General features: G+C 70.1%; 21 protein-coding genes. 12 read left to right on the top strand and 9 right to left on the bottom strand.

Translation table 11 applies throughout. From position 1 onward, the window contains the following. Positions 1-103 precede the first annotated feature (103 nt). Positions 104-1,042, bottom strand: a complete 939-nt coding sequence (gene miaA / locus AC5DRG_RS38635; RefSeq protein WP_491804416.1) for a tRNA (adenosine(37)-N6)-dimethylallyltransferase MiaA — start codon at positions 1,040-1,042, stop codon at positions 104-106. A 181-nt stretch (positions 1,043-1,223) separates the two neighbouring features. On the opposite strand from miaA, the gene AC5DRG_RS38630 reads away from it, so the two are divergent. Together AC5DRG_RS38630 and AC5DRG_RS38625 are read left to right on the top strand one after the other, a co-directional pair. Continuing rightward, the gene (locus AC5DRG_RS38630) at positions 1,224-1,499 is read left to right on the top strand and encodes a hypothetical protein (RefSeq protein WP_491804415.1); all 276 of its coding nucleotides are present in this window, start codon (positions 1,224-1,226) and stop codon (positions 1,497-1,499) included. A 24-nt stretch (positions 1,500-1,523) separates the two neighbouring features. After that, positions 1,524-1,793 carry an antitoxin gene (locus AC5DRG_RS38625; protein ID WP_491804414.1) on the top strand — a complete coding sequence of 90 codons (270 nt, stop codon included), beginning with the start codon at positions 1,524-1,526 and terminating at the stop codon, positions 1,791-1,793. Positions 1,794-1,881: 88 nt separating this feature from the next. Here AC5DRG_RS38625 and AC5DRG_RS38620 read toward each other — a convergent pair whose 3' ends face one another. Both AC5DRG_RS38620 and miaB read right to left on the bottom strand, forming a co-directional pair. Further along, a complete protein-coding gene (locus AC5DRG_RS38620; RefSeq protein ID WP_491804413.1) occupies positions 1,882-2,616 on the bottom strand; it encodes a class III extradiol dioxygenase subunit B-like domain-containing protein in 735 nt (244 codons plus the stop codon). Positions 2,617-2,684: 68 nt separating this feature from the next. Then, entirely contained in the window at positions 2,685-4,202 is a 1,518-nt protein-coding gene (gene miaB / locus AC5DRG_RS38615; protein WP_491804411.1) for a tRNA (N6-isopentenyl adenosine(37)-C2)-methylthiotransferase MiaB, read from the bottom strand. Between the two features lie 173 nt (positions 4,203-4,375). On the opposite strand from miaB, the gene AC5DRG_RS38610 reads away from it, so the two are divergent. Continuing rightward, positions 4,376-5,911, top strand: a complete 1,536-nt coding sequence (locus AC5DRG_RS38610) for a carboxylesterase/lipase family protein (protein ID WP_491804410.1) — start codon at positions 4,376-4,378, stop codon at positions 5,909-5,911. A gap of 628 nt (positions 5,912-6,539) precedes the next feature. On the opposite strand, the gene AC5DRG_RS38605 is transcribed toward AC5DRG_RS38610, so the two are convergent. Continuing rightward, entirely contained in the window at positions 6,540-6,944 is a 405-nt protein-coding gene (locus tag AC5DRG_RS38605) for a pyrophosphohydrolase domain-containing protein (protein WP_491804408.1), read from the bottom strand. A gap of 131 nt (positions 6,945-7,075) precedes the next feature. On the opposite strand from AC5DRG_RS38605, the gene AC5DRG_RS38600 reads away from it, so the two are divergent. Then, entirely contained in the window at positions 7,076-8,065 is a 990-nt protein-coding gene (locus AC5DRG_RS38600; RefSeq protein ID WP_491804406.1) for a TAXI family TRAP transporter solute-binding subunit, read from the top strand. A 10-nt stretch (positions 8,066-8,075) separates the two neighbouring features. Here the strand turns inward: AC5DRG_RS38600 and AC5DRG_RS38595 are convergent, their stop codons facing one another. Together AC5DRG_RS38595 and AC5DRG_RS38590 are read right to left on the bottom strand one after the other, a co-directional pair. Beyond that, positions 8,076-9,500: a sensor histidine kinase gene (locus tag AC5DRG_RS38595; RefSeq protein ID WP_491804404.1), complete on the bottom strand. Its 1,425-nt coding sequence runs from the start codon at positions 9,498-9,500 to the stop codon at positions 8,076-8,078. Positions 9,501-9,509: 9 nt separating this feature from the next. Further along, positions 9,510-10,196: a response regulator transcription factor gene (locus AC5DRG_RS38590; RefSeq protein ID WP_491804402.1), complete on the bottom strand. Its 687-nt coding sequence runs from the start codon at positions 10,194-10,196 to the stop codon at positions 9,510-9,512. A 291-nt stretch (positions 10,197-10,487) separates the two neighbouring features. Between AC5DRG_RS38590 and AC5DRG_RS38585 the strand changes: the two genes are divergently transcribed. The 7 genes from AC5DRG_RS38585 to AC5DRG_RS38555 all read left to right on the top strand — a co-directional run bounded on the left by AC5DRG_RS38585 (position 10,488) and on the right by AC5DRG_RS38555 (position 16,864). After that, on the top strand, positions 10,488-11,264 hold the full coding sequence (locus tag AC5DRG_RS38585) for an amino acid ABC transporter ATP-binding protein (RefSeq protein ID WP_491804401.1): 777 nt from the start codon (positions 10,488-10,490) through the stop codon (positions 11,262-11,264). 93 nt (positions 11,265-11,357) lie between these two features. Continuing rightward, positions 11,358-12,209, top strand: coding sequence for a glutamate ABC transporter substrate-binding protein (locus tag AC5DRG_RS38580; protein ID WP_491804399.1), 852 nt, complete (start codon positions 11,358-11,360; stop codon positions 12,207-12,209). 105 nt (positions 12,210-12,314) lie between these two features. Beyond that, positions 12,315-12,983 carry an amino acid ABC transporter permease gene (locus tag AC5DRG_RS38575; protein ID WP_491813270.1) on the top strand — a complete coding sequence of 223 codons (669 nt, stop codon included), beginning with the start codon at positions 12,315-12,317 and terminating at the stop codon, positions 12,981-12,983. After that, a complete protein-coding gene (locus AC5DRG_RS38570) occupies positions 12,980-13,891 on the top strand; it encodes an amino acid ABC transporter permease (RefSeq protein ID WP_491804397.1) in 912 nt (303 codons plus the stop codon). Before AC5DRG_RS38575 ends, AC5DRG_RS38570 begins: the two co-directional genes overlap by 4 nt. 175 nt (positions 13,892-14,066) lie before the next feature. Further along, positions 14,067-15,668, top strand: a complete 1,602-nt coding sequence (locus AC5DRG_RS38565; RefSeq protein ID WP_491804395.1) for an FAD-dependent monooxygenase — start codon at positions 14,067-14,069, stop codon at positions 15,666-15,668. A 246-nt stretch (positions 15,669-15,914) separates the two neighbouring features. Continuing rightward, on the top strand, positions 15,915-16,448 hold the full coding sequence (locus tag AC5DRG_RS38560) for a cupin domain-containing protein (RefSeq protein ID WP_491804394.1): 534 nt from the start codon (positions 15,915-15,917) through the stop codon (positions 16,446-16,448). Continuing rightward, complete coding sequence (locus tag AC5DRG_RS38555; RefSeq protein ID WP_491804392.1) at positions 16,445-16,864, top strand: rhodanese-like domain-containing protein; 420 nt, start codon at positions 16,445-16,447, stop codon at positions 16,862-16,864. Before AC5DRG_RS38560 ends, AC5DRG_RS38555 begins: the two co-directional genes overlap by 4 nt. Positions 16,865-16,879: 15 nt before the next feature. Here AC5DRG_RS38555 and AC5DRG_RS38550 read toward each other — a convergent pair whose 3' ends face one another. The 3 genes from AC5DRG_RS38550 to recA form a co-directional block, all read right to left on the bottom strand. Next, a complete protein-coding gene (locus tag AC5DRG_RS38550; RefSeq protein ID WP_491804391.1) occupies positions 16,880-17,854 on the bottom strand; it encodes a sugar ABC transporter substrate-binding protein in 975 nt (324 codons plus the stop codon). A gap of 693 nt (positions 17,855-18,547) precedes the next feature. Continuing rightward, positions 18,548-19,342 carry a recombination regulator RecX gene (gene recX, locus AC5DRG_RS38545; protein WP_491804389.1) on the bottom strand — a complete coding sequence of 265 codons (795 nt, stop codon included), beginning with the start codon at positions 19,340-19,342 and terminating at the stop codon, positions 18,548-18,550. A gap of 3 nt (positions 19,343-19,345) precedes the next feature. Then, positions 19,346-20,473, bottom strand: a complete 1,128-nt coding sequence (gene recA / locus AC5DRG_RS38540; protein WP_491804388.1) for a recombinase RecA — start codon at positions 20,471-20,473, stop codon at positions 19,346-19,348. 337 nt (positions 20,474-20,810) lie between these two features. Here recA and AC5DRG_RS38535 point away from each other — a divergent pair, with 337 nt between their 5' ends. Then, positions 20,811-21,602, top strand: a complete 792-nt coding sequence (locus tag AC5DRG_RS38535; RefSeq protein ID WP_491804386.1) for a hypothetical protein — start codon at positions 20,811-20,813, stop codon at positions 21,600-21,602. Position 21,603 lies beyond the last annotated feature (1 nt).

Raw genomic sequence — 21,603 nt, 5'->3', positions numbered from 1 at the left:
CGCGCCCTCCCAACTCGGACTCCACTTGGTCGATCGAAGCTCGATGATGGCACGGCGCCGGGGGCCGGGACGGCGGCCTGAGCGTCCCGATGCCATGACGTGATCAGGCTGTGACCGGTCGTTCGACCAACGCCATTGCGAGGTGCGGAAGTTCTGTGAGATCGGCCGCAGCCCCACTCAGCCAGTGCACCCGGGGATCGCGTCTGAACCACGAATCCTGGCGGCGCGCGAAGCGCTTGGTCGCGCGCACCGTCTCCCCGCGCGCCTCCTCTTCCGTGCACTCCCCGACGAGCGCCGCGAGCACCTGCTGGTACCCGAGCGCGCGCGAGGCCGTACGCCCCTCTCGCAACCCGTGCGCCTCCAGCGCGCGCACCTCGTCCACGAGCCCCGCGTCCCACATCCGGTCGACCCGGCGCGCGATGCGCTCGTCGAGTTCCGGGCGCGCCACGTCGACGCCGATCTGCACGGTGTCGTACACGGAGTCGTGGCCGGGCAGGTTGGCGGTGAAGGGGCGGCCGGTGATCTCGATGACCTCAAGGGCCCGGACGATACGGCGGCCGTTGCTGGGCAGGATCGCGTGCGCGGCCTCGGGGTCGGCGACGGCGAGCCGGGCGTGCAGCGCGCCCGAACCGCGCAGGGTGAGTTCCTCCTCCAGGCGGGCCCTGACCTCGGGGTCGGTACCGGGGAACTCCAGGTTGTCGACGGCCCCGCGGACGTAGAGGCCGGAGCCGCCGACCAGGATGGGCCAGCGGCCCTCGGCGAGCAGCGCGTCGATCCGCCCCCGCGCGAGTCGCTGGTACTCGGCGACGGACGCCGTGACCGTCACGTCCCAGATGTCCAGGAGATGGTGCGGGATGCCGCCGCGCTCCCCCGGCGTCAGCTTGGCGGTGCCGATGTCCATCCCGCGGTAGAGCTGCATGGAGTCGGCGTTGACGACCTCGCCGCCGAGACGCTGGGCCAGGAAGACGCCCAGATCGGACTTTCCGGCCGCGGTCGGTCCGACGACGGCGATGACTCGGGGGATGGGGGGTGCGCTGGTCACGTTCACAGTCTCGCAAACCTCGGACCCCATCTCGAACGAGCTACGTGACGGCACGGCTGTGGGGTCGTTGCCAGTTGCGAGGTTCCCGCCGCCGGTTTCGAGAGGCGGCGGCCCGGGAGACGCAAACGGACGCACCGGGCAACGCGGAATTTCGTCCACATGAGTAGCATATGGAGTTGATATGGGCGTTTTTGCACGACTTCTCCGGAGGTCGAAGGCGACGGAGGCGGCGGCGACCGCCGAGGGTGGGACCGCAGCACCGGCGGCCGAGCCCGAGGCGGAACAGGCGGCAGAGGCGAAGGGGTCGGCCGAGGCCGAGATCACGGTCGAGGACGCGGTGGACGCGACGGTGACGGAGGCCGTCGAGGGCACCGCCGGCGAGGCGGTCGAGATCCCCAAGCAGCAGTCCGCCGAGGAGGTGGCCGACAACGAGGCCGGTGAAGGCGTCCGCACGTAACTGCCCCGCGCGGGAAGGTGAACCATGGGTCTGTTGGACAATTTGAAAGCCAAACTCGCCCCGGCCAAGGAGAAGGTCTCGGGCCTCGCGCAGCAGCACGGGGGCAAGATCGAGCAGGGCCTCGACAAGGCCGCGAAGGCGGTCGACAAGAAGACCAAGGGCAAGTACAGCGACAAGATCCAGACGGGCACGGGCAAGGCCAAGGGCGCCATGGACCGACTCGCGCACAAGGACGGCACCGGACAGGGCGGCGGCACGACCACGCCGCCGAACTCGACACCGCCGGCTTCCTGAACGGCATTTCGCACGGCGGACGGCCGCGGAGTCCAAGGACTCCCGGCCGTCCGCCGTTTCACCGGCACACCAGCGCCGGGACCCGGCGCTACGACCAGGCCGCGACCACGTATCCCACGCCGTACGGCGCGTCCTCGTAGAGCAGAGCCCCACCGAGGCCCGCACCCTCGGCCGCGCCCGCGAGGACCTGCCAGGGCGCACGCCCCGACACCTTCAGTTCGTACGCCAGCTCGGCGTCGATCGACTTGAGCGCCGCCACGTCCGCCGCCCCCAGCACACGCGCGACCTCCGCGTCGAAGGGCGCGGCCCGCTCGTCGAGATAGCCGGGTGCTTTGAGCGTCCGGCATGCGCTGGCGTCGCCCATCACCAGCAGCGCCACCCTCTCGGCCTGGGCGGCGATTTCCCTTCCGACTTGGATACACCGCTCGGGGGCGAGAGGTTCCCCCACGCCGAGTCCCTCGATCGGGGCGTCCGACCAGCCGGTCCGCCGCAGCAGCCACGCGGCGACGGCGAGCGAGGGCGGAAGCTCACGCTCCACCGCCGCGACCCCCTGCTCGGAGATTGTGCCCCCCTCTGCGCCCAGCCGTACGTCGAGGTCCACGCCGAAACCGCGGAACGACCCCGGTGTGCCCTCGGGGTGCGGTCCGCGCCCGCTCTGCTCGGCGGGGCCGACCACCACGAGCCGGTCGGGGCGAGCGGCGGCGAGCACGCCCAGCGCGTCCATGCACGCGGCGCGCGCGGTGTCCAGCTCGTGGGCGGCACCCGCGGCGACCTCGGGCACGAGGAGCGGTGGGCAGGGGCAGACTGCGGCGGCGACAAGCATGATCGGCAGCGTAACGCCGTAGGGCGCCGGAGCCAGGTCACGCGCCGCACTCCGTAGAGCGCGCGGGGTCAGTCGCAGCCCGTGGCGACCGGCAGTGGCGCTGGCACGCCGATCTTCGGCAGGCCCAGCAGGACGCCGCCCGGCTTTGCGGCGCTTTCGGCGTTGCGCTTCTCCCACGCGTCTCCCGCGCGCGTGCGGCGCACGTCGAGGGTCTGGCCCTCGGCGAGGAGGTGGTGCGGGGCGGCGTACGTGATCTCGACCGTCACCACGTCGCCGGGGCGCACCTCCTGCTGCGGCTTGGTGAAGTGGACCAGGCGGTTGTCGGGGGCGCGGCCGGAGAGGCGGTGGGTGGCGCCGTCCTTGCGGCCCTCGCCCTCGGCGACCATCAGCTCCAGGGTGCGGCCGATCTGCTTCTTGTTCTCCTCCCAGGAGATCTCCTCCTGGAGGGCGACGAGACGCTCGTAACGCGCCTGGACGACCTGCTTGGGGATCTGGTTGTCCATGGTGGCGGCGGGGGTGCCGGGCCTCTTGGAGTACTGGAAGGTGAAGGCCTGTGCGAAGCGCGCCTCGCGCACCGCGTGCATCGTCTGCTCGAAGTCCTCCTCGGTCTCGCCGGGGAAGCCCACGATGATGTCGGTGGTGATGGCCGCGTGCGGGATGGCGGCGCGGACCTTCTCGATGATCCCGAGGTAACGGTCCTGCCGGTAGGACCGGCGCATCGCCTTCAGGACCGTGTCCGAGCCGGACTGCATCGGCATGTGCAGCTGCGGCATGACGTTCGGCGTCTCGGCCATGGCGGCGATGACGTCGTCGGTGAAATCGCGGGGGTGCGGGGAGGTGAAGCGGACGCGCTCCAGGCCCTCGATCGCGCCACACGCGCGTAGCAGCTTGCTGAACGCCTCGCGGTCGCCGATGTCGGAGCCGTACGCGTTGACGTTCTGGCCGAGCAGCGTGATCTCGGAGACGCCCTCACCGACCAGCGCCTCGATCTCGGCGAGGATGTCGCCGGTGCGGCGGTCCTTCTCCTTGCCGCGCAGCGCCGGGACGATGCAGAAGGTGCACGTGTTGTTGCAGCCGACGGAGATCGACACCCAGGCCGCGTACGCGCTCTCGCGCCGCGTCGGCAGCGTCGACGGAAACGCTTCGAGGGACTCGGCGATCTCGACCTGCGCCTCTTCCTGCACGCGCGCGCGTTCCAGCAGGACCGGCAGCTTGCCGATGTTGTGCGTGCCGAAGACGACGTCCACCCAGGGCGCCTTCTTCACGATGGTGTCGCGGTCCTTCTGCGCGAGACAGCCGCCCACGGCGATCTGCATCCCGGGGCGCTTGGTCTTCATCGGCGCGAGGCGGCCGAGGTTGCCGTACAGCCGGTTGTCCGCGTTCTCACGCACGGCACAGGTGTTGAAGACGACGACGTCCGCGTCGCCGTCCGAACCCTCGGGGGCGCGCACATAGCCGGCCTCTTCGAGCAGCCCGGACAATCGCTCGGAATCGTGGACGTTCATCTGGCACCCGTAGGTGCGGATTTCGTAGCTCTTGGCTTCTTGAACGTCCACTGCGAGGCTCCGGTCGCTGCTGCTGGTCATCCCTCAAGGGTAGGCGGTCCCTGGCGAACCCCTGTCCCCATCGCTCTCTCCCAGTGCTCTCCACGGTGCCGCCCATAAATCGGTCGCATATGTCCCGGTGCGGCGGGATGATCCACGCTGTCGGGCCGCGCGCGTCCTGTCGCGCTCGACCGCCGAGCAGAGGAGCCGCCGTCATGGCCTCAGCCGCCTTCGAGACGTCCGGGCACGAGCCCGAAGCGCGCACGGCAGCCGGGGCGCTGCGCGGCTGTCTGGAGGGCGGTGTGGCGGTCTTCCGCGGCATCCCGTTCGCCGAGCCGCCGGTCGGCTCGCTGCGTTTCGCCGCGCCGCGGCCGGCACGCGGTTGGGACGGCGTGCGGACGGCTCGGTCCTACGGGCCGCCGCCCCCGCAGTCGTCCGCGCTCGGCATGGACGCTCTCGCGCGGGACGCGAAGGGCGACGACTGGCTGACGGTCAACGTCTGGACGCCCGAGCCGGACCCGGGTGCGGACCTCGCGGTGATGGTGTGGATCCAGGGCGGCGCCTACACGGTCGGCATGTCCGGCCTCCCCGAATACGACGGCGGCCGCCTCGCGAGGGACGGCGACGTCGTCGTGGTCACCTTCAACTACCGCGTCGGCGTAGAGGGCTTCGCGCAGATCGAGGGGGCACCGGCCAACCGGGGTCTGCTCGACCAGGTCGCCGCTCTGGAGTGGGTGCGCGACAACATCCGCGGCTTCGGCGGCGACCCCGAGCGCGTCACCGTCTTCGGTGAGTCGGCGGGCGGCGGATCCGTCGCCGCGTTGCTGGCGATGCCCCGCGCCGCCGGCCTCTTCCGGCGAGCCGTCGCGCAGAGCGTGCCGGGCGCCTTCTTCACGCCGGCGCTGGCCGCCGACATCGCCGGCGCCTGCGCGTCCGAACTGGGTCTACGACCCACAGCGGCCGACCTGTCGACGGTGGACCCGAATCTCCTGGCCGTCGCCGGTGACGCCGTAGCCGACGGGATCACCGGCCGGGTCGAGCGGTGGGGCCAGGCCGCTTACCGATCGATCCCGTTCGCGCCCGTCGTCGACGGCGACGTCCTGCCGGTCACCCCGTGGCGGGCGCTGGCGGACGGCGCCGGCCGGGGCATCGACCTCCTCGTCGGTCACACGCGCGACGAACAGCGGCTGCTCTCCGCGCTCGACGGCCTGCTCGGCCAGGTGACCGAGGAACAGGCGGAGCAAGCCCTGCGCATGCTCGCGCCCGGCCCGGACGGCGCACGCCGCTACCGCGACGCCTTCCCTGCCGCCGGCCCCGACGAGCTGTACGAACTGGTCCACTCGGACTGGCTGTTCCGCATGCCGTCCCTCCACCTCGCCGAGGCGCAGCACGACGCCGGCGGCCACGCCCATGTCTACGAACTGGCCTGGTCCGCCCCGGGCATGGGCGGTGCCCTCGGCGCCTGCCACGGCCTCGACGTGCCGCTGGTCTTCGGGAATCTGAGCAGCGGCCAGCCCGCCGTACTGCTCGGCGAAGCCCCGTCCCCCGAGGCGGAAGCACTGTCCGCGCACATGCGCTCCGCGTGGACTGGATTCGCCGCCCACGGCGACCCCGGCTGGCCCGCGTACGACACCGAGCAGCGCCTTGTGCAGAGGTTCGACGCCCGATCGACCGTGACGGCCTATCCGGAGGAGACCTCCCGCCTGCTCTGGGAGGACCATGCCTTTCCCGCGCTGCCGTTGACGGCCTGACCGCCCCAAGATCTCCGACAGAGGCTCAGCGGTCCATGTCACTTCGAGATGTGGTCGGAATGGGGAGCTCCGGCGAGGCATGACAACGCGTGCGCCGACGCCGATGGTTCCCTCGCCGTCGCGGCCGCCCCCGTCGGCACCACGACCGCCACCGCACAACCCGACGTGCCGTCATCTCGGCGGAGGGAAGCGGGAGTTCGTCGCCCTCCCCCAGCGCCCCCGCGCCCGGGGCGCCGCACGGGCTGGTCGTCGAGGTCACGAAGGTGATCGGCGAGACCGAGTCGGGCACGGAGGTGCAGACCGTGCTGGCCGCCCCCGCCTCCTTCGACATCGACAAGGCGCCACGGTGCCGCTCGGCAGCCTGCGGCTGGATGTGCGGGCCGAGGTTCCCACGGTCGAGGGCGCGCCCGCCTCGGCCGCCGCGTCGGTGTCCGGCTTCGTCCAGGCCGCGCCCCAGGTCGACTTCACGTACAGCGGTGAGGGCACCGGGACCGCACCCGGCTCCGCGTATCTCGGCGTGTCCGGCGACTGGGCCTCCCAGTGGGCCCTCAAGGGCCGCGCCGCCGCCCCCACCAGCGAGCCGAATGGCAGCTGGCGAGCGGCCGCACACCGTAAGGCCTGTCCGGCGTCAGGCGCCGTCGGGGACCCATCCCTGGCGGCGCAGTACGGCCGCCACGTCCGGTGCCTCGTAGTGGTCGCCCTTGAGGACCTTTCCGTCGGCCCGGCGCGCGACCCTGCCGTCGGGGCCCAGCTTGGTCATGTTGGAGCGATGCACCTCGGCGATCACCGCGTCGAGGTCGATCCCGTGGACGAGGGCGGTGCCGTACGCCACGTACACGACATCGGCCAACTCGTGCGCGAGCAGGTTCAGCGGGCCGTCGACCGCGACCTCGGCCACCTCGGCGGCCTCCTCCGCGAGCAGTTCCCCGCGGTGGGCGGCGAGTTGCGGGGAGACCTCTGTCGGTGTGCTGCGGGCGTCCAGCCCGAACGCGAGGTGGAATTCACGGACCAGGTCGGCGGGAGAGCGGCGCATGCGCCGACTCTAACGGCCGCCTCTGACAGTCCCGTTTCCCTCCCGCCTTCGCCGTGCCCGACGCGGCGGTCCGCCCCCGCTGTGACCCCGGTCCTGGTCAGCACCGCGTACGGGCTGGCAGGATCGCGCGCATGTCCACAGTGTTCCCCCGTATCGGCAGGCGCCGGGCCCTACAGGGCGCGGTCGCCGGCTTCCTGGCCCTCGGGCTGCTGCTGTGGTGGCTGCTGCCCCTGGGCGAGGACCCGCCGAGCGGGACGATCACCTTCAGCACCGGAACGCCCGCGGGCGTCTACCAGGAGTACGGCAAGCTCCTGACCGCCGAGCTCGACAAGGACATGCCGAACCTCAAGGTGAAGCTGCTGACCAGCGACGGGTCGCAGGAGAACGTCGCGCGCGTGGCGAGAGGCGGGGCCGACTTCACCGTCGCCGCGGCCGACGCGGTGGCCTCGTACAAGGGCACCGGTGCGAACCGGCTGCGCGGCATCGCACGCCTGTACGACGACTATGTGCAGCTCATCGTCCCGCGCGAGTCGGACATCGACTCCGTCGCGGACCTCCGGGGCAAGCGGGTGGCCATAGGGCTGCCCGACTCGGGGGTGCGGCTCATCGCCAACCGGGTGCTCAAGGCGGCGGGCATCGACCCGGCGACGGACATCACGCCCGAGGCCGAGGGCATCGACACCGGGCCCGACCGGCTCAAGGACGGCGAGATCGACGCGTTCTTCTGGTCGGGCGGACTGCCGACGAACGGGCTGCGGGAGCTCGCGAGCAACTTCACCTTCAAGTTCGTCCCGATAGAAGCCACTCTCGTCGCCAAGATGCATGAGGAGGGCGCGGACACCCACTACTACCGCGCCACCAACATGCCGGAGTCGGCCTACCCCACCATCCAGAACGGCGCCACGGTGGCGACGATCGCGGTGTCCAACCTGCTGATGACCCGCACGGACATGGACCCCGAGCTCACCGAGTGGCTGACCCGCACCGTGATCAAGAGCCGCGACGGCATCGGCGCCCACGTCCACTCCGCGCAACTGGTCGACGTACGCACCGCGATCTACACCGACCCCCTCCAGCTCCACGAGGGCGCCCGGCGCTACTACCGCTCGGTCAAGCCGTAGAACAGCCGCGTCAGGGTGTCGGCACCGACGCCGAAGCCGACGCCGACCTGGGCACCGACACCGTCACCCGCAACCCGTGCGGCTCGTGATGGTCGTAGGAGATCGAGCCGCCGCCCGCGCCGAGCAGGGCCCGGGAGATGGACAGTCCGAGGCCGGAGCCCTTGATGTTCTGGTGGTGGCCGCTGCGCCAGAAACGGTCGCCGATACGTGTGAGTTCCTCGTCGGTGAGGCCCGGGCCGTCGTCGGTGACCACGACCGTCGAGGTGTCGCCGTTGGCGGCGACCGTCACCTCGACCTTCTTGTCCTTGGGCGTGAACTTCACGGCGTTGTCGATCACCGCGTCCAGGGCGCTGGACAGCGTGATCGGGTCGGCCCAGGCGGTGGTCGGCGGACAGTCCCCCACCAGCCGAACGCCCTTGGCGGCGGCGGTCGGCGTCCAGGCCGCGACGCGCTCGGCGGTCAGCTGGCCGATGTCGGTGAGGCGCAGGTCCGCCTCGGCGTGCTCGGCCAGCGCCAGGTCGAGCAGGTCGTCCAGGACCTGCGCCAGGCGTTTGCCCTCGGTCTGGACCGAGGCGATCTCCTCGTTTCCCTCCGGTAGTTCGAACGCGAGCAGTTCGATGCGCAGCAGCAGCGCCGCGAGCGGGTTGCGCAGCTGGTGCGAGGCGTCGGCGACGAAGGCGCGCTGCTGCTCCAGGACGTCCTCGACGTTGTCCGCCATTTCATTGAACGACCGGGCCAGGCGTCTGAGTTCCGGTGGTCCGCCGGCGGCCGCGACCCGGGACTTGAGCCGTCCGGTGGCGATGTCGTGTGTGGTGGCGTCCAGGACGCGTACGGGCCTGAGCACCCAGCCGGTCAGCCGTAGCGCCGCGCCCACGGCCAGCAGCATCGCGCCGATCTCGCCCGCGCCGATGATCAGCCAGCCGCGCAGGATCCGCGAACGCATGGGCCCGGTGGGCGAGTCGGTGATGACGACCGCGACGACGTCGCCGTCCCGGATGACCGGGGACGCGACGACGAGGTGATCGCGCTGCCAGGGCCAGACCTGCCGCGGGTCGTGGCTGCGGCGGCTGAGGAGCGCCTCCTCGAAGGCGTCGCGCACCTCCCCCGTTCGAGGGAGGAACCAGTCCTTCGGCGCACGAGCCATGGGGATGTCGCTGCTGTAGAAGACACCCACCCGAATGTCGTAGACCTCGTAGTAGCTGACGAGTTCACGGGTCAGCGTCTCCAGCCGCTCGTCCACGGGCGTGCCGGAGTCTCCGGTGGGCGTGTCGGTGACGAACTGGGCGAGGGCCGCGAAGCGCGCCGTGTCGTCGATCCTGTCGACGACCACCTTCTGCTGCTGGGCCGCGGCGACGCTGCCCGCCAGCGGGACGCCGAGCGCGAGCAGCACGGCCGCCATCAGGACGATGAGCAGCGGGAGAAGACGTGTGCGCACCCGTGCCCGCTAGCCGGCCGGTGCGACGAGCCGGTAGCCGACGCCCCGTACGGTCTCGATCAGCGCCGGCATGCGCAGCTTGGCGCGCAGAGACGCGACATGCACCTCAAGGGTGCGTCCGGTGCCCTCCCAGCTGGTGCGCCACACCTCGCTGATGATCTGTTCCCGGCGGAAGACCACACCCGGGCGCTGGGCGAGCAGCGCGAGGAGGTCGAACTCCTTGCGGGTCAGTTGGACAATCGAACCGTCCACGCTGACCTGTCGGGTGGGCAGCTCGATGCACACCGGGCCCAGACGCAGCGCGGTCTCCCCGCCGGCGGCCGCGTCCTCGGTGACGGTGCGCCGGCTGACGGCGTGGATACGGGCGAGCAGCTCTCCGGTGTCGTAGGGCTTCACCACGTAGTCGTCGGCCCCGAGGTTGAGGCCGTGGATGCGGGAGCGGACGTCGGAGCGGGCGGTGACCATGATGACCGGGGTGCTGGTGCGCTTGCGGATCTTGCCGCAGACCTCGTAGCCGTCCTGGTCGGGCAGGCCGAGGTCGAGGAGGACGACGCCGAAGCCGTCGCTCTCCGGGACGAGCGCCTGGAGGGCCTCCTCGCCGTTGCGCGCGTGGGTGACGTCGAAACCGTGCCGCTTCAGGACCGCCGAAAGAGCCGCGGCCACATGATTGTCGTCCTCGACCAGCAGCAGTCTCATCCCAGCTCCCTCCGGTTCATCGGACGTACGATCTCTGTAGGTACACAAACACGGGCACACGCGCGCGTGCACGATGGCAGTCACGCTGATTGATGAGGACGGCGTCAAGCGGGTTCCGGTTGCGCACCCCTACCGTTACCCGCCTGATACGCAGCCAAGGTCACAACTGCTACGACACGTGTCCGATTGCTATCGGATCGTGATGCTCAGATTCCCCTCAGATGTAATGACGCTGGTCGCATGGGGTTACTACTGTCCTCCGAAACCGAGTGAGGACGGAGCCAGAGAGCGATGACCGAAGTATCGGTGGCCAAGGAAGACATGGCCGCAACCGGCGAACTGGTCGTCCTGAAGAGCGTCAACAAGCACTTCGGCGCGTTGCACGTACTCCAGGACATCGACCTGACGATCGCCCGCGGCGAGGTCGTCGTGGTCATCGGGCCCTCCGGGTCCGGCAAGTCCACCCTGTGTCGCACCATCAACCGCCTGGAGACGATCGACTCGGGCGCCATCGCGATCGACGGCAAGCCGTTGCCTCACGAGGGCAAGGAGCTGGCCCGCCTGCGGGCGGACGTCGGGATGGTCTTCCAGTCCTTCAACCTCTTCGCGCACAAGACCGTGCTCCAGAACGTGATGCTCGGCCAGATCAAGGTCCGCAAAGCGGACAAGAAGAAGGCCGAGCAGAAGGCCCGCGCACTGCTCGACCGGGTCGGCGTGGGATCGCAGGCGGACAAGTACCCCGCCCAGCTCTCCGGCGGCCAGCAGCAGCGGGTCGCCATCGCGCGCGCCCTGGCCATGGACCCCAAGGTCATGCTCTTCGACGAGCCGACGTCGGCTCTCGACCCGGAGATGATCAACGAGGTCCTGGAGGTCATGCAGCAGCTCGCCCGCGACGGCATGACCATGATCGTCGTCACCCATGAGATGGGCTTCGCCCGTTCGGCTGCGAACCGTGTGGTGTTCATGGCGGACGGCCGCATCGTCGAAGAGGCTGTGCCGGACCAGTTCTTCAGCAACCCGCGCAGCGACCGCGCCAAGGACTTCCTTTCGAAGATCCTTCACCACTGACGGAATCCGTCCTCCGGACGGATTCCGAATCACCGACGAACTGCGTCACCGCCCATGACGGCTCGCACCTCTTCACCACAAAGGATGTTCACCATGAAGCTTCGCAAGGTCACCGCCGCGGCCGCGGCTGTGTTCGTCCTCTCCCTGACCGCGACGGCCTGTGGCGGAGACGACGACGACAGCAGCAGTGACACCGGATCCAGCTCCAGCGGCGGCGGCACGATCAAGATCGGTATCAAGTACGACCAGCCCGGCCTCGGCCTGAAGGAGTCGGACGGGTCCTTCTCCGGCTTCGACGTGGACGTCGCGACGTACGTGGCCAAGGAGCTCGGCTACGACGCCGACAAGATCGAGTTCGTCGAGACCAAGAGCGCCGACCGCGAGAACGCGCTCGCCCGCGGCGACGTCAAGTTCATCGCGGCCACCTACTCGATCAACGACGAGCGCAAGCAGAAGGTCGACTTCGCCGGCCCCTACCTGCTCGCCCACCAGGACCTGCTGACCAAGACGGGCTCGGACATCACCGAGGGCACGGACCTCAACGGCAAGAAGCTGTGCTCGGTGACCGGCTCCACCTCGGCGCAGAACGTCACGGAGTCGATCGCCCCGAAGGCCCAGCTCAAGGAGTACGGCACGTACTCGGAGTGCATCGCCGGTCTGCAGAGCGGCGCCGTGGACGCGGTGACCACCGACGACTCGATCCTCGCGGGCTTCGCCGCCCAGGAGCAGTACAAGGGCCAGTTCAAGCTGACAGGCCTAAAGCTCAGCAACGAGAACTACGGCATCGGCGTCAAGAAGGGCGACACCGCGACCCTGAACAAGATCAACACCGCGCTGGAGAAGATGGTCAGCGACGGCGCCTGGGACACCGCCGTCAAGAACAACTTCGGCCCGGCCAACTACAAGAACGAGCCCGCCCCGAAGATCGGCGTCATCGTCTCGTAACGCCAGGTTCCACAGGCGCGCCGCCGCCCACCGCGATCAGGGCGGCGGCGCACTGTGTCCGCCACGCATGCCACGTTCGCCACACACCCGGAAGCGCGGGAGATCGTGTTCGACTTTCTTGAAGGTTACGACGTCCTAGGGGCGTTCTGGATGACGGTGAAACTCACCGCCATCTCCGCCCTCGGCTCCCTGGTCTGGGGCACTCTGCTGGCCGCCATGCGCGTCAGCCCGGTCCCGCTGATGCGCGGGTTCGGCACCGCCTACGTCAACATCGTCCGGAACATCCCCCTGACGGTCATCATCGTCTTCACCTCGCTCGGTCTCGCCGACATCTTCCGTATGACGCTGGGCGCGGCAGACGACTTCGACACACTGGGCTTCCGGCTGGCGATCCTCGGCCTCATCGCCTACACCGCGGCCTTCGTCTGCGAGGCGATCCGCTCGGGCATCAACACGGTGCCCGTGGGACAGGCCGAAGCCGCCCGCGCCATCGGGCTGAGCTTCACCCAGGTCCTCTGGTCCATCGTGCTGCCGCAGGCGTTCCGTTCGGTCATCGGCCCGCTGGCCAACGTACTGATCGCGCTGACCAAGAACACGACCGTGGCGGCGGCGATCGGTGTGGCGGAGGCCGCGGCCCTGATGAAGAAAATGATCGAGAACGAGGCGCAGACCCTGCTCATCGGCGCGGTGTTCGCCTTCGGATTCGTGGTTCTGACACTTCCCACAGGCCTCGCCCTCGGCTGGCTGAGCAAGCGACTGGCGGTGAAGCGATGACCTCGGTCCTCTACGACGCCCCCGGCCCACGGGCCAAGCGGCGCAACGTTCTCCTCTCGGTGGTCTTCTTCGTCCTGCTCGCCCTGGTCCTGTGGTGGGTCTGGCGGACGATGGACGACAAGGGCCAGCTGAAGTGGGCCCTGTGGGAGCCGTTCACCGAGGCCGACGCCTGGACGACGTATCTGCTGCCCGGCCTGGCCAACACCCTGAAGGCCGCAGGGCTCGCCATGCTCATCGGCCTTCCGCTGGGCGCGGTCTTCGGCATCGCCCGCCTGTCCGACCACCGGTGGGTCCGGATTCCGGCCGGTGCGGTGGTCGAGTTCTTCCGGTCGATCCCGGTGCTGCTGCTGATGCTCTTCGCCAACGAGTTCTACGCCCGCTCCACGGACGTCAGCACCGAGAGCCGGCCCCTGTACGCGGTCGTCACGGGCCTGGTGCTCTACAACGCCTCGGTCCTCGCGGAGATCGTCCGGGCGGGCATCCTGGCCCTGCCCAGGGGCCAGACGGAGGCCGCCCAGGCGGTCGGGCTGCGCAAGGGCCAGACGATGACCAGCATCCTGCTCCCGCAGGCCGTCACCGTGATGCTGCCGGCCATCGTCAGCCAGCTGGTCGTCATCGTGAAGGACACCGCGCTCGGCGGTGTGATGATCGGGTTCACCGAGCTGCTCAACTCGCGTGGCACACTCGCGGCGTTCTACGCCACCGTCATCCCCAGTTTCATCGTGGTGGCGCTCATCTACATCGTCCTGAACTTCATCCTGACCAGCTTCGCGAGCTGGCTGGAGGGCAGGCTGCGGCGCAGCAAGCGGGGCACCGGTGTGGTGCTCGGCGCCGAGGACGTCGACGAGCTCAACGCGGCCGAGGTCGGGGGCTCCTTCGGGACCGGCGCCGGCGGCGGTGGAATCTGATGAGCAGTCAAGTGGCATGAGCTGCACGGGGGCAGTGGCGATCACGCCACTGCCCCCGTCACTTGACGCAAGCACCGGCAATGGGTTGCATACGTTCTGTGATCGTGCACCCTGCTCCAACTTCCTGTTCACATACGTCCCTCAGGACACCTCCGCGGGCAGGGGGCGCCACGCCGTGGACCCGGTGATCATCGTCGGGGCGGGGCCCGTCGGGCTCACGCTCGCCCTTGCGCTGGCGCGACAGGAAGTGCCGTCCGTCGTCCTCGACGAGGGGCCGGGCAAGGACGAACCGCGCCCCGCGCGGACCGTCGTCCTGCGCGAGGACACCGCCGCGCTCATGGAACGGCTGACCGGGGTGGCGCTGTCCGAGGCCGGTTCCCGCTGGGCCGGATGGCGGTCGATGCGGCGCAAGCAGGTGACTCGCGAGATCACGTTCGGGGACGCCGACCCGGCTCCCGTGCACATCGCCCAGCACGTCCTGACCGGCGCCCTGCGCGCGGCTCTCGTGGGCGAGCGGCTCGTCAAGGTCGCCGTGGAGAGCCGCCTCGACTCCATCGAGCAGGAGCCGTCCGGCGTCACGGCACACACGCGTGGCCCCAAGGGAACCTGGTGGCGCGGCAGTTACCTGGTCGGCTGCGACGGTCCGCGCTCGACCGTGCGCAAGCTCCAGGACATCCGCTTCCCCGGCCGTACGTCCGTCGAGCGACACGCCGTCGCCGCACTGCGCACGGAACTTCCGTGGGCCGACGAGGCGTTGTTGCATCGAGTACTCCCGTGGCGGACGTCCGGCCCGTCCGCCGGGGAGGTCAGCGGGCGCCCCCTGCCCGACGGTGTGTGGCGCCTGGACTGGCTGCTGCCGCCGGGCAAGGACCTGGTCACACCCGAGCTCCTCGTGGCCCGTGTCCGCGAGACCCTGGGGGGTTGGAGCGGCGGCACCACACCGCCGTACGAACTCCTCGACACCGGCGTGCACACCGTCCACCACCGGCTGGCCCGTCGGTGGCGGGCCAGGCGGGTCTTTCTCGCCGGGGACGCCGCCCACCTGCTCGGCGCGCTCGGTACGCACGGTCTTGACGAGGGGCTGCGGGACGCCGACAACCTCGCCTGGAAGCTGGCGCTGGCCTGGCACCACGGGCCGCACGAGGCGCTGCTCGACAGCTACCAGGCCGAGCGGCGCGCGGTCGTCGCCGCACGGCTGCGCGCCGCCGACCAGGCGCTGCCGCTGCTGCGCGGCGGCGGAGGGCTGCGCGCGTACGTCCCCGGGTCGGCCCGGGGACACGACGTGCTGCTCATGGACGGCCACCTGGGGCGCGGGGCGCTGGGTGCGCCGGGGGCGTACGCCGACTCACCGCTTGCGCCCCGGCACATCGAGGCGGAGGTGCCGGTCGACACCTCGCCGGGCGCGCCGGTCGCCGATGTGCGGGTCACGGCCGAGGACGGCTCCTTCGTGCGGCTGCGGGACCGGCTCGGCCGCGGCGCGCTGCTCGTCGTGCTGATCGCGCCGGGCACGGGCGTGTGGGAGCGCAAGCACTGGGTGACCGCCGGGATCATGCCTCGGCTGGCGGCCGCGGTGACCGCGCTGCCGCACCCCGCCGAGCTGCTCGTCGCCGAGAGCTACCCGGGCGCCGCCGCCCACACCGTGCTCCTCGTCCGCCCCGACGGACACCTGGTCACGGCGTTGAACGGGGTGCGTCCGGCCGACCTGTACGCGGCGGCCGAGGCGACCCTGGGCGGCCCGGCGAAGACGGAGGCCGAGGCCACGGCCGGCTCGCGCTGAGGCCTCCGTACCCCTGCCCATGCTGTCCACATTGTGACGGTGAGTTGACCGGCACACACCGTCATGCTGTACTCCGGATCGTGACTGACACCTCTGTGCGCCTGTGGCGGAAGGTCCATCTGGACCTCGTCCGCTATGTGGGCTGCGTGTGTCAGACCCCCTGCTGAATTCGCATCTCCCTCATCCGCGCGCACCACTGTCGTGTTCTCGCGCGCGTCTTCGCGAACCCTCATCAGGACGGTGTACGTGTCTGTCTCCCACTCTGTCTCCACCCCTGCGCCCGTCCAGGCGCCCACTCAGGCAGACCTCCTCGACTTCGTACGACGCACAGCCGCCGACGCCGAGTTGATCGCCTCGCTCCCGCTCGACCCCGAGGGCCGCACCTGGGTGCGCCTGGAGGGGCCGTGCGGCAGTGAGGCCTGGCTGATCGGCTGGCCGCCCGGCACAGGCACCGGCTGGCACGACCACGCGGAGTCGGTCGGCGCCTTCCTCACCGCGTCCGGCGAGCTCAAGGAGAACTCGCTCGCCGCGCGGCTGCCCACCGACGGCTGGCAGACCCTGGAACTGACGGAGGGCGTCGACCGGGAGCGACAGCTGCCGGCCGGCCGGGGCCGCGCCTTCGGCCAACACCATGTCCACGAGGTCCTCAACGAGTCCACCGACCAGCACGCGATCTCCGTCCACGCCTACTACCCGCCGCTGCCGCAGATCCGCCGCTACAGCCGGGTGGGGCAGGTGCTGCGCCTGGAGCAGACCGAGCGGCCGGAGGACTGGCAGTGAGCGGTGCGGGCAGCCCGGGTGGCACGGACGAACACCCGGTCGGCATCGACGAATTGCTGGCACGCGTGCGTGCGGGCTACGAGCGGACCGAGCCGGGAGAGGCGTACGACGCCGCCCGGGCCGGCGAGACGCTCCTGGTCGACATCCGCTACGCCGCTCTGCGCGAGCGGGACGGCCTGATTCCCGGCGCGCTGGTCGTCGAGCGCAACGAGCTGGAGTGGCGCCTCGATCCGCGGGGCAGCCACCGTGCCCCCGAGGCCACGCACCACGATCTGCGCGTCGTGGTGATCTGCAACGAGGGCTACGCGTCGAGCCTGGCGGTCGCGTCCCTACGGCAGTTGGGGCTGTGCCGGGCGACCGATCTGGTCGGTGGGTTCCAGGCGTGGAAGGCCGCGGGGTTGCCGGTGGCTTCGTAGGTAGGCGGTGTGGCCTCAGTTCTCGTCGGGGCAGTACAGCGGGGCCGTGTCCGCGTTGCTCCTGGTGATGAGGCGAACCGGTGTCTGGGCGATCTTGTCGGCCTTTCTGCCGCGCAGCAGGTCGATGGTGTTGGTGACCGCCAGTTCGGCGGTTTCCATCGCCGAGTTGGAGACCGTGGCCGCGAAACGGCCGTCCTTGAGGGCGGCCAGTGCCTCGTCGGTGCCGTTGACCGTCACGATCTTGACGTCCTTGCCGCCGGCCGCGTCGAACGACTTGCGGGCGGCGAAGGCCATTTCCTCGTTGGCGACGAACGCGTACTGCAGGTCCGTGTGCGCCTGGATCATGTCCTCGGCGACCGCACGCGCCTTGTCCGCGTTGAACATGCCGGGCTGGTTCGCCACCACCTCGGCATTGTCGGGCAGCGCCTTGGTGAAGCCGGCCACCAGCAGGTCGGAGGCGGCTCCCGGGGCACCTGCGACGATCCCGACCCGAACACCCTTGCCGCCGGCGTCCTCGGCGATCCAGTCGGCGTCGAGCTGTCCGACCTTCTTGAGGTCGACGACGACGGCTCCGAGGATGTGCTCCGGATCGTCGGGGACCACCGAGGTCAGGAAGATGGGTATGTCCGCGCTCCTGGCCTTGGCGATGTCGTTCTCCAGCGCGTCGACGTTCACGGTCTGCACGATGATCGCGTCGACCCTGCGGGCGATCATGTCCTCGATGTTGGACAGCTCGGTACCGGCGTCCTGATGGGAGTTGGCCGACACCAGCTCGGCGAAGTTGTTCCTGGCCGTCTCCTCGACGGCCCTTTGCAGGCAGGTGTGGAACTGGCTGTCGCCCCCGTTGACGAACCCCAGCCGGAGGGGTCCGTCGTTGGAGACCTCGGCACCTGCCTGGAGTCCGCAACCGCTCATCACGAGGCTCACCCCGAGGATCGATGCGGTCAGCGTTCTTCGGCGGCGTGCCACAAAGTGCATGGGCATGGGCATGGAAGAGCCGCCTTTCAAGGCATGCGGGAAGATCTGCCCAGGGACCCGGTGAGGCAGCGGCGGCGCGGGTCGGGTGAGCTCGACGGCGCAGACGGTACAGCGGGGCGAAACATGCTCACCCTTCCGGGAGCGCAACCTAATGCTGCACGCCTCGGGCCTCTCATTCGCCCCAACTGCCTCTAGTCTCGGGCGGCTTGACGCCGTTGAGCGGCCTGGGCGGACACGCCCTACTCCGACGGCGGTGGCGGTGTCGGTGGCGAGGAGCAGTACCGACAGGGCCTCGGTGCGCAGCATGCGGAGCACCTGTCGGCGGGTCGCCCCCGCGAGGCGCAGCAGCGCGAACTTGAGGAGTTGGATGTTCGGGCCCTGAACGCGATCGGCGCCCCCGCGCGTCCACCGTGTCCAGGGCCCGCGATCGGACCGGCGCAGCGAGCCACCGGTTCACGATCGAGTCGATGCCTCCGTGATCGCTCAACTGCCCCGTGGGCCCCGGCTCTTACTTGTGTCCGGGGATTCGGCGTTCGGAGGGATCTGGATGTCCTGCGGGCTTACGAATTTCTTCGGGGCCTACGAATTTCTGGCCGGAGTCGGCCCGCCCGCGCCAAGCCAGGACAAGCTGGGATCCCTGCCCTCTGTCTGCGCCTGCTCACCTGCGTCGTGGGCAGGCGGGTGGTAGCAACAGCCCTCGCCCCGTCAGAAGCCCTCGTCCGCGAGGAACTCCGTGTCCTCACCCTCTTCCTCCAACGCCCGCCGGACCACCCGCAGGGCCATGCCCTCGGGGTAGCCCTTGCGGGCGAGCATGCCCGCGAGACGGCGCAACCGCTTGTCCCGGTCGAGGCCGCGGGTGGAGCGCAACTTGCGGGCGACCAGTTCGCGCGCGGTCTCCTCTTCCTGCTCGGAGTCGAGCTGTGCGACCGCCTCGTCGATCAGCGTGGAGTCGACGCCCTTGGTGCGCAGCTCCTGGACGAGTGCGCGCCGGGCCAGCCCTCGCCCGTGGTGCCGGGACTCCACCCAGGCTTCCGCGAACGCGCTGTCGTTGATCAGGCCGACCTCCTCGAACCGCGACAGCACCTCCTCCGCCACGTCGTCCGGGATCTCCCGCTTGCGCAGGGCGTCCGCGAGTTGCTTTCGCGTGCGCGGGGTCCCGGTGAGCAGGCGCAGACAGATCGCCCGCGCCTGCTCGGCCGGGTCCTTCGAGGACTCCTCCTTCTCGGCCTTCGACGAGGAAAGGGAGCCTCCGTCCCCATCGGACGCCTCTCCGAAGCCACGCCGGGCGCGGCCGCGCCCACGCCCGCCACGTGAGCCGCCCCCGCCACGCGTCCCGCGCTCACCGCGCCGACCGCCGGCAGGCGTGCCTTCACCGTGATGCGAGCCGCCGTCCGGCCAACCGTCGCCGTCCCCCGCGAAGCTCCCGTCGCCCTCGCGCCCCCGCTCCTGCGGGACTTCGGGGTAGGAGGCGTACTCGGCCCAGTCGGTTCGTCGTGTCACGGGTCAGCTCTTGGCTACCGCGGCCTTGGACTTGGTGGCCTTGGCCGCAGCCGGAGCGGGCACCGTCTTGGCGGCGTCGTCCGTGGCGGTGGAGACCGCCGCGTCCACGCCCGGTTCGGCGGTCGGCTCCTGCGGCCGGACACCCACGCCCAGCTTCTCCAGGATCTTCTTCTCGATCTCGTTGGCCAGGTCGGGGTTGTCCTTCAGGAAGTTGCGCGCGTTCTCCTTGCCCTGGCCGAGCTGGTCGCCCTCGTACGTGTACCAGGCGCCGGCCTTGCGGACGAAGCCGTTCTCCACGCCCATGTCGATCAGGCCGCCCTCGCGGCTGATGCCGTGGCCGTAGAGGATGTCGAACTCGGCCTGCTTGAAGGGCGGTGCGACCTTGTTCTTGACGACCTTGACGCGGGTGCGGTTGCCGACCGCGTCGGTGCCGTCCTTCAGCGTCTCGATGCGGCGGATGTCGAGTCGCACCGAGGCGTAGAACTTCAGCGCCCGGCCACCGGTGGTGGTCTCCGGGGAGCCGAACATCACGCCGATCTTCTCGCGGAGCTGGTTGATGAAGATCGCGGTGGTCTTCGACTGGTTGAGCGCGCTGGTGATCTTCCGCAGGGCCTGGCTCATCAGACGGGCCTGGAGACCGACGTGGCTGTCGCCCATCTCGCCCTCGATCTCCGCGCGCGGGACGAGCGCGGCGACGGAGTCGATGACGATGAGGTCGAGGGCGCCGGAGCGGACCAGCATGTCCACGATCTCCAGGGCCTGCTCACCGTTGTCCGGCTGGGACAGGATCAGGTTGTCGATGTCGACGCCGAGCTTCTTCGCGTACTCGGGGTCAAGGGCGTGCTCCGCGTCAACGAAGGCCACCTGGCCGCCGGCCCGCTGCGCGTTCGCCACCGCGTGCAGGGTCAGGGTCGTCTTGCCGGAGGACTCCGGGCCGTACACCTCCACCACTCGGCCGCGCGGCAGGCCGCCGACACCGAGGGCGACGTCGAGTGCGGTCGACCCGGTGGGGATGACCTCGATGGGCTCGTTCGGCCGCTCGCCCAGGCGCATCACCGCGCCCTTGCCGAATTGCCGTTCAATCTGTGCGAGCGCGGCGTCGAGCGCCTTCTCGCGGTCGGTTCCTGCCATGGGTTCCACCCGATTTGCTTGAGTCGATCGCTTCACGTCAAAGACGCTAACGCCTGCCACTGACAATGCGTCCCGACACCCGTCCGGCCTGTGGATAACTCGGACACATCTCCATCAAAACCCTGCCGAAATACCCACCGACAGCTTCGCCGGAACTCCCATAAGAATGGATGTTCGATTTTCGTGTCAAGCGCACCATGCGACACCTCCGAGACTACGTTCACGGTCCGACAACGGCCGGGATCCCGGGCCTCTCGCCGGGATACTCCCTGCGGCGTAGGGCGGGTGCCTTCGGTCGGACGACGACTGTGCGGGGACTTCTGACGAAGCTCAGTCCATGGAAAACGAGAAGACCGGCCGAGACGGCCGCGGGACCCCGGCGCTGGCATCCGGCGCGCGCCCCGTCGAGCGTCTGTGCCACGCGACCGGTCTGCTGCTGGTCCTCTCCGGCCTCGTGCACCTGGTGGTGTTCGCCGTCGACGGCGGCCCCTGGGAGGGGCCCGTCTCCTGGCGCAAGCCCGTGACGTTCGGGCTGTCCTTCGGGGTGACGTTGATCGCGGTCGCCTGGGTGACGTCGTATCTGCGTGTCGGGCCGCGCCTGCGTTCCGCACTGCTCGTCGTGTTCGCCGCCGACTGTGTCGTCGAGGTCGGCGGCATCACCCTCCAGGCATGGCGCCGGGTGCCCTCTCACCTCGACATGGAGACGCCCTTCGACACGACGGTGTCCATGACGCTCGCGGTGGGTGGGGGCGTCCTCGTGGCGCTGCTCACCGTGTTCGCTCTCGCGTCGTTCCGCCACCGGCCCTCGGGCCCCACGGGGATGCCGCTCGCGGTGCGCTCGGGGTTCGCCGTCCTGCTCGTGGCGCTGGCCTCGGGTGCCGCGATGATCGCACGCGGCGTGGTGCTCGCCCGCACCGGCAACCAGGAGGCGGCGTACCACTCGACGGCCCCGCTCAAGCCGCTGCACGGGGTCAGCCTGCACGCCGTCCTGGTGCTGCCCGCGCTCGCCTGGCTGCTGTCCCGCACGCCTTGGAGCGAGGCGGTCCGGTGGCGGATCGTGGCCACGGCGGTCGGGTGCTACGCGGCTGCCGTGACCGCGGCCGGGGCGTGGGCCGTCGTCACGTACTGAC

The sequence above is a fragment of the Streptomyces sp. JLBG701 genome, from assembly GCF_058544905.1.
This window is presented reverse-complemented; position numbering and strand designations above follow the sequence as displayed.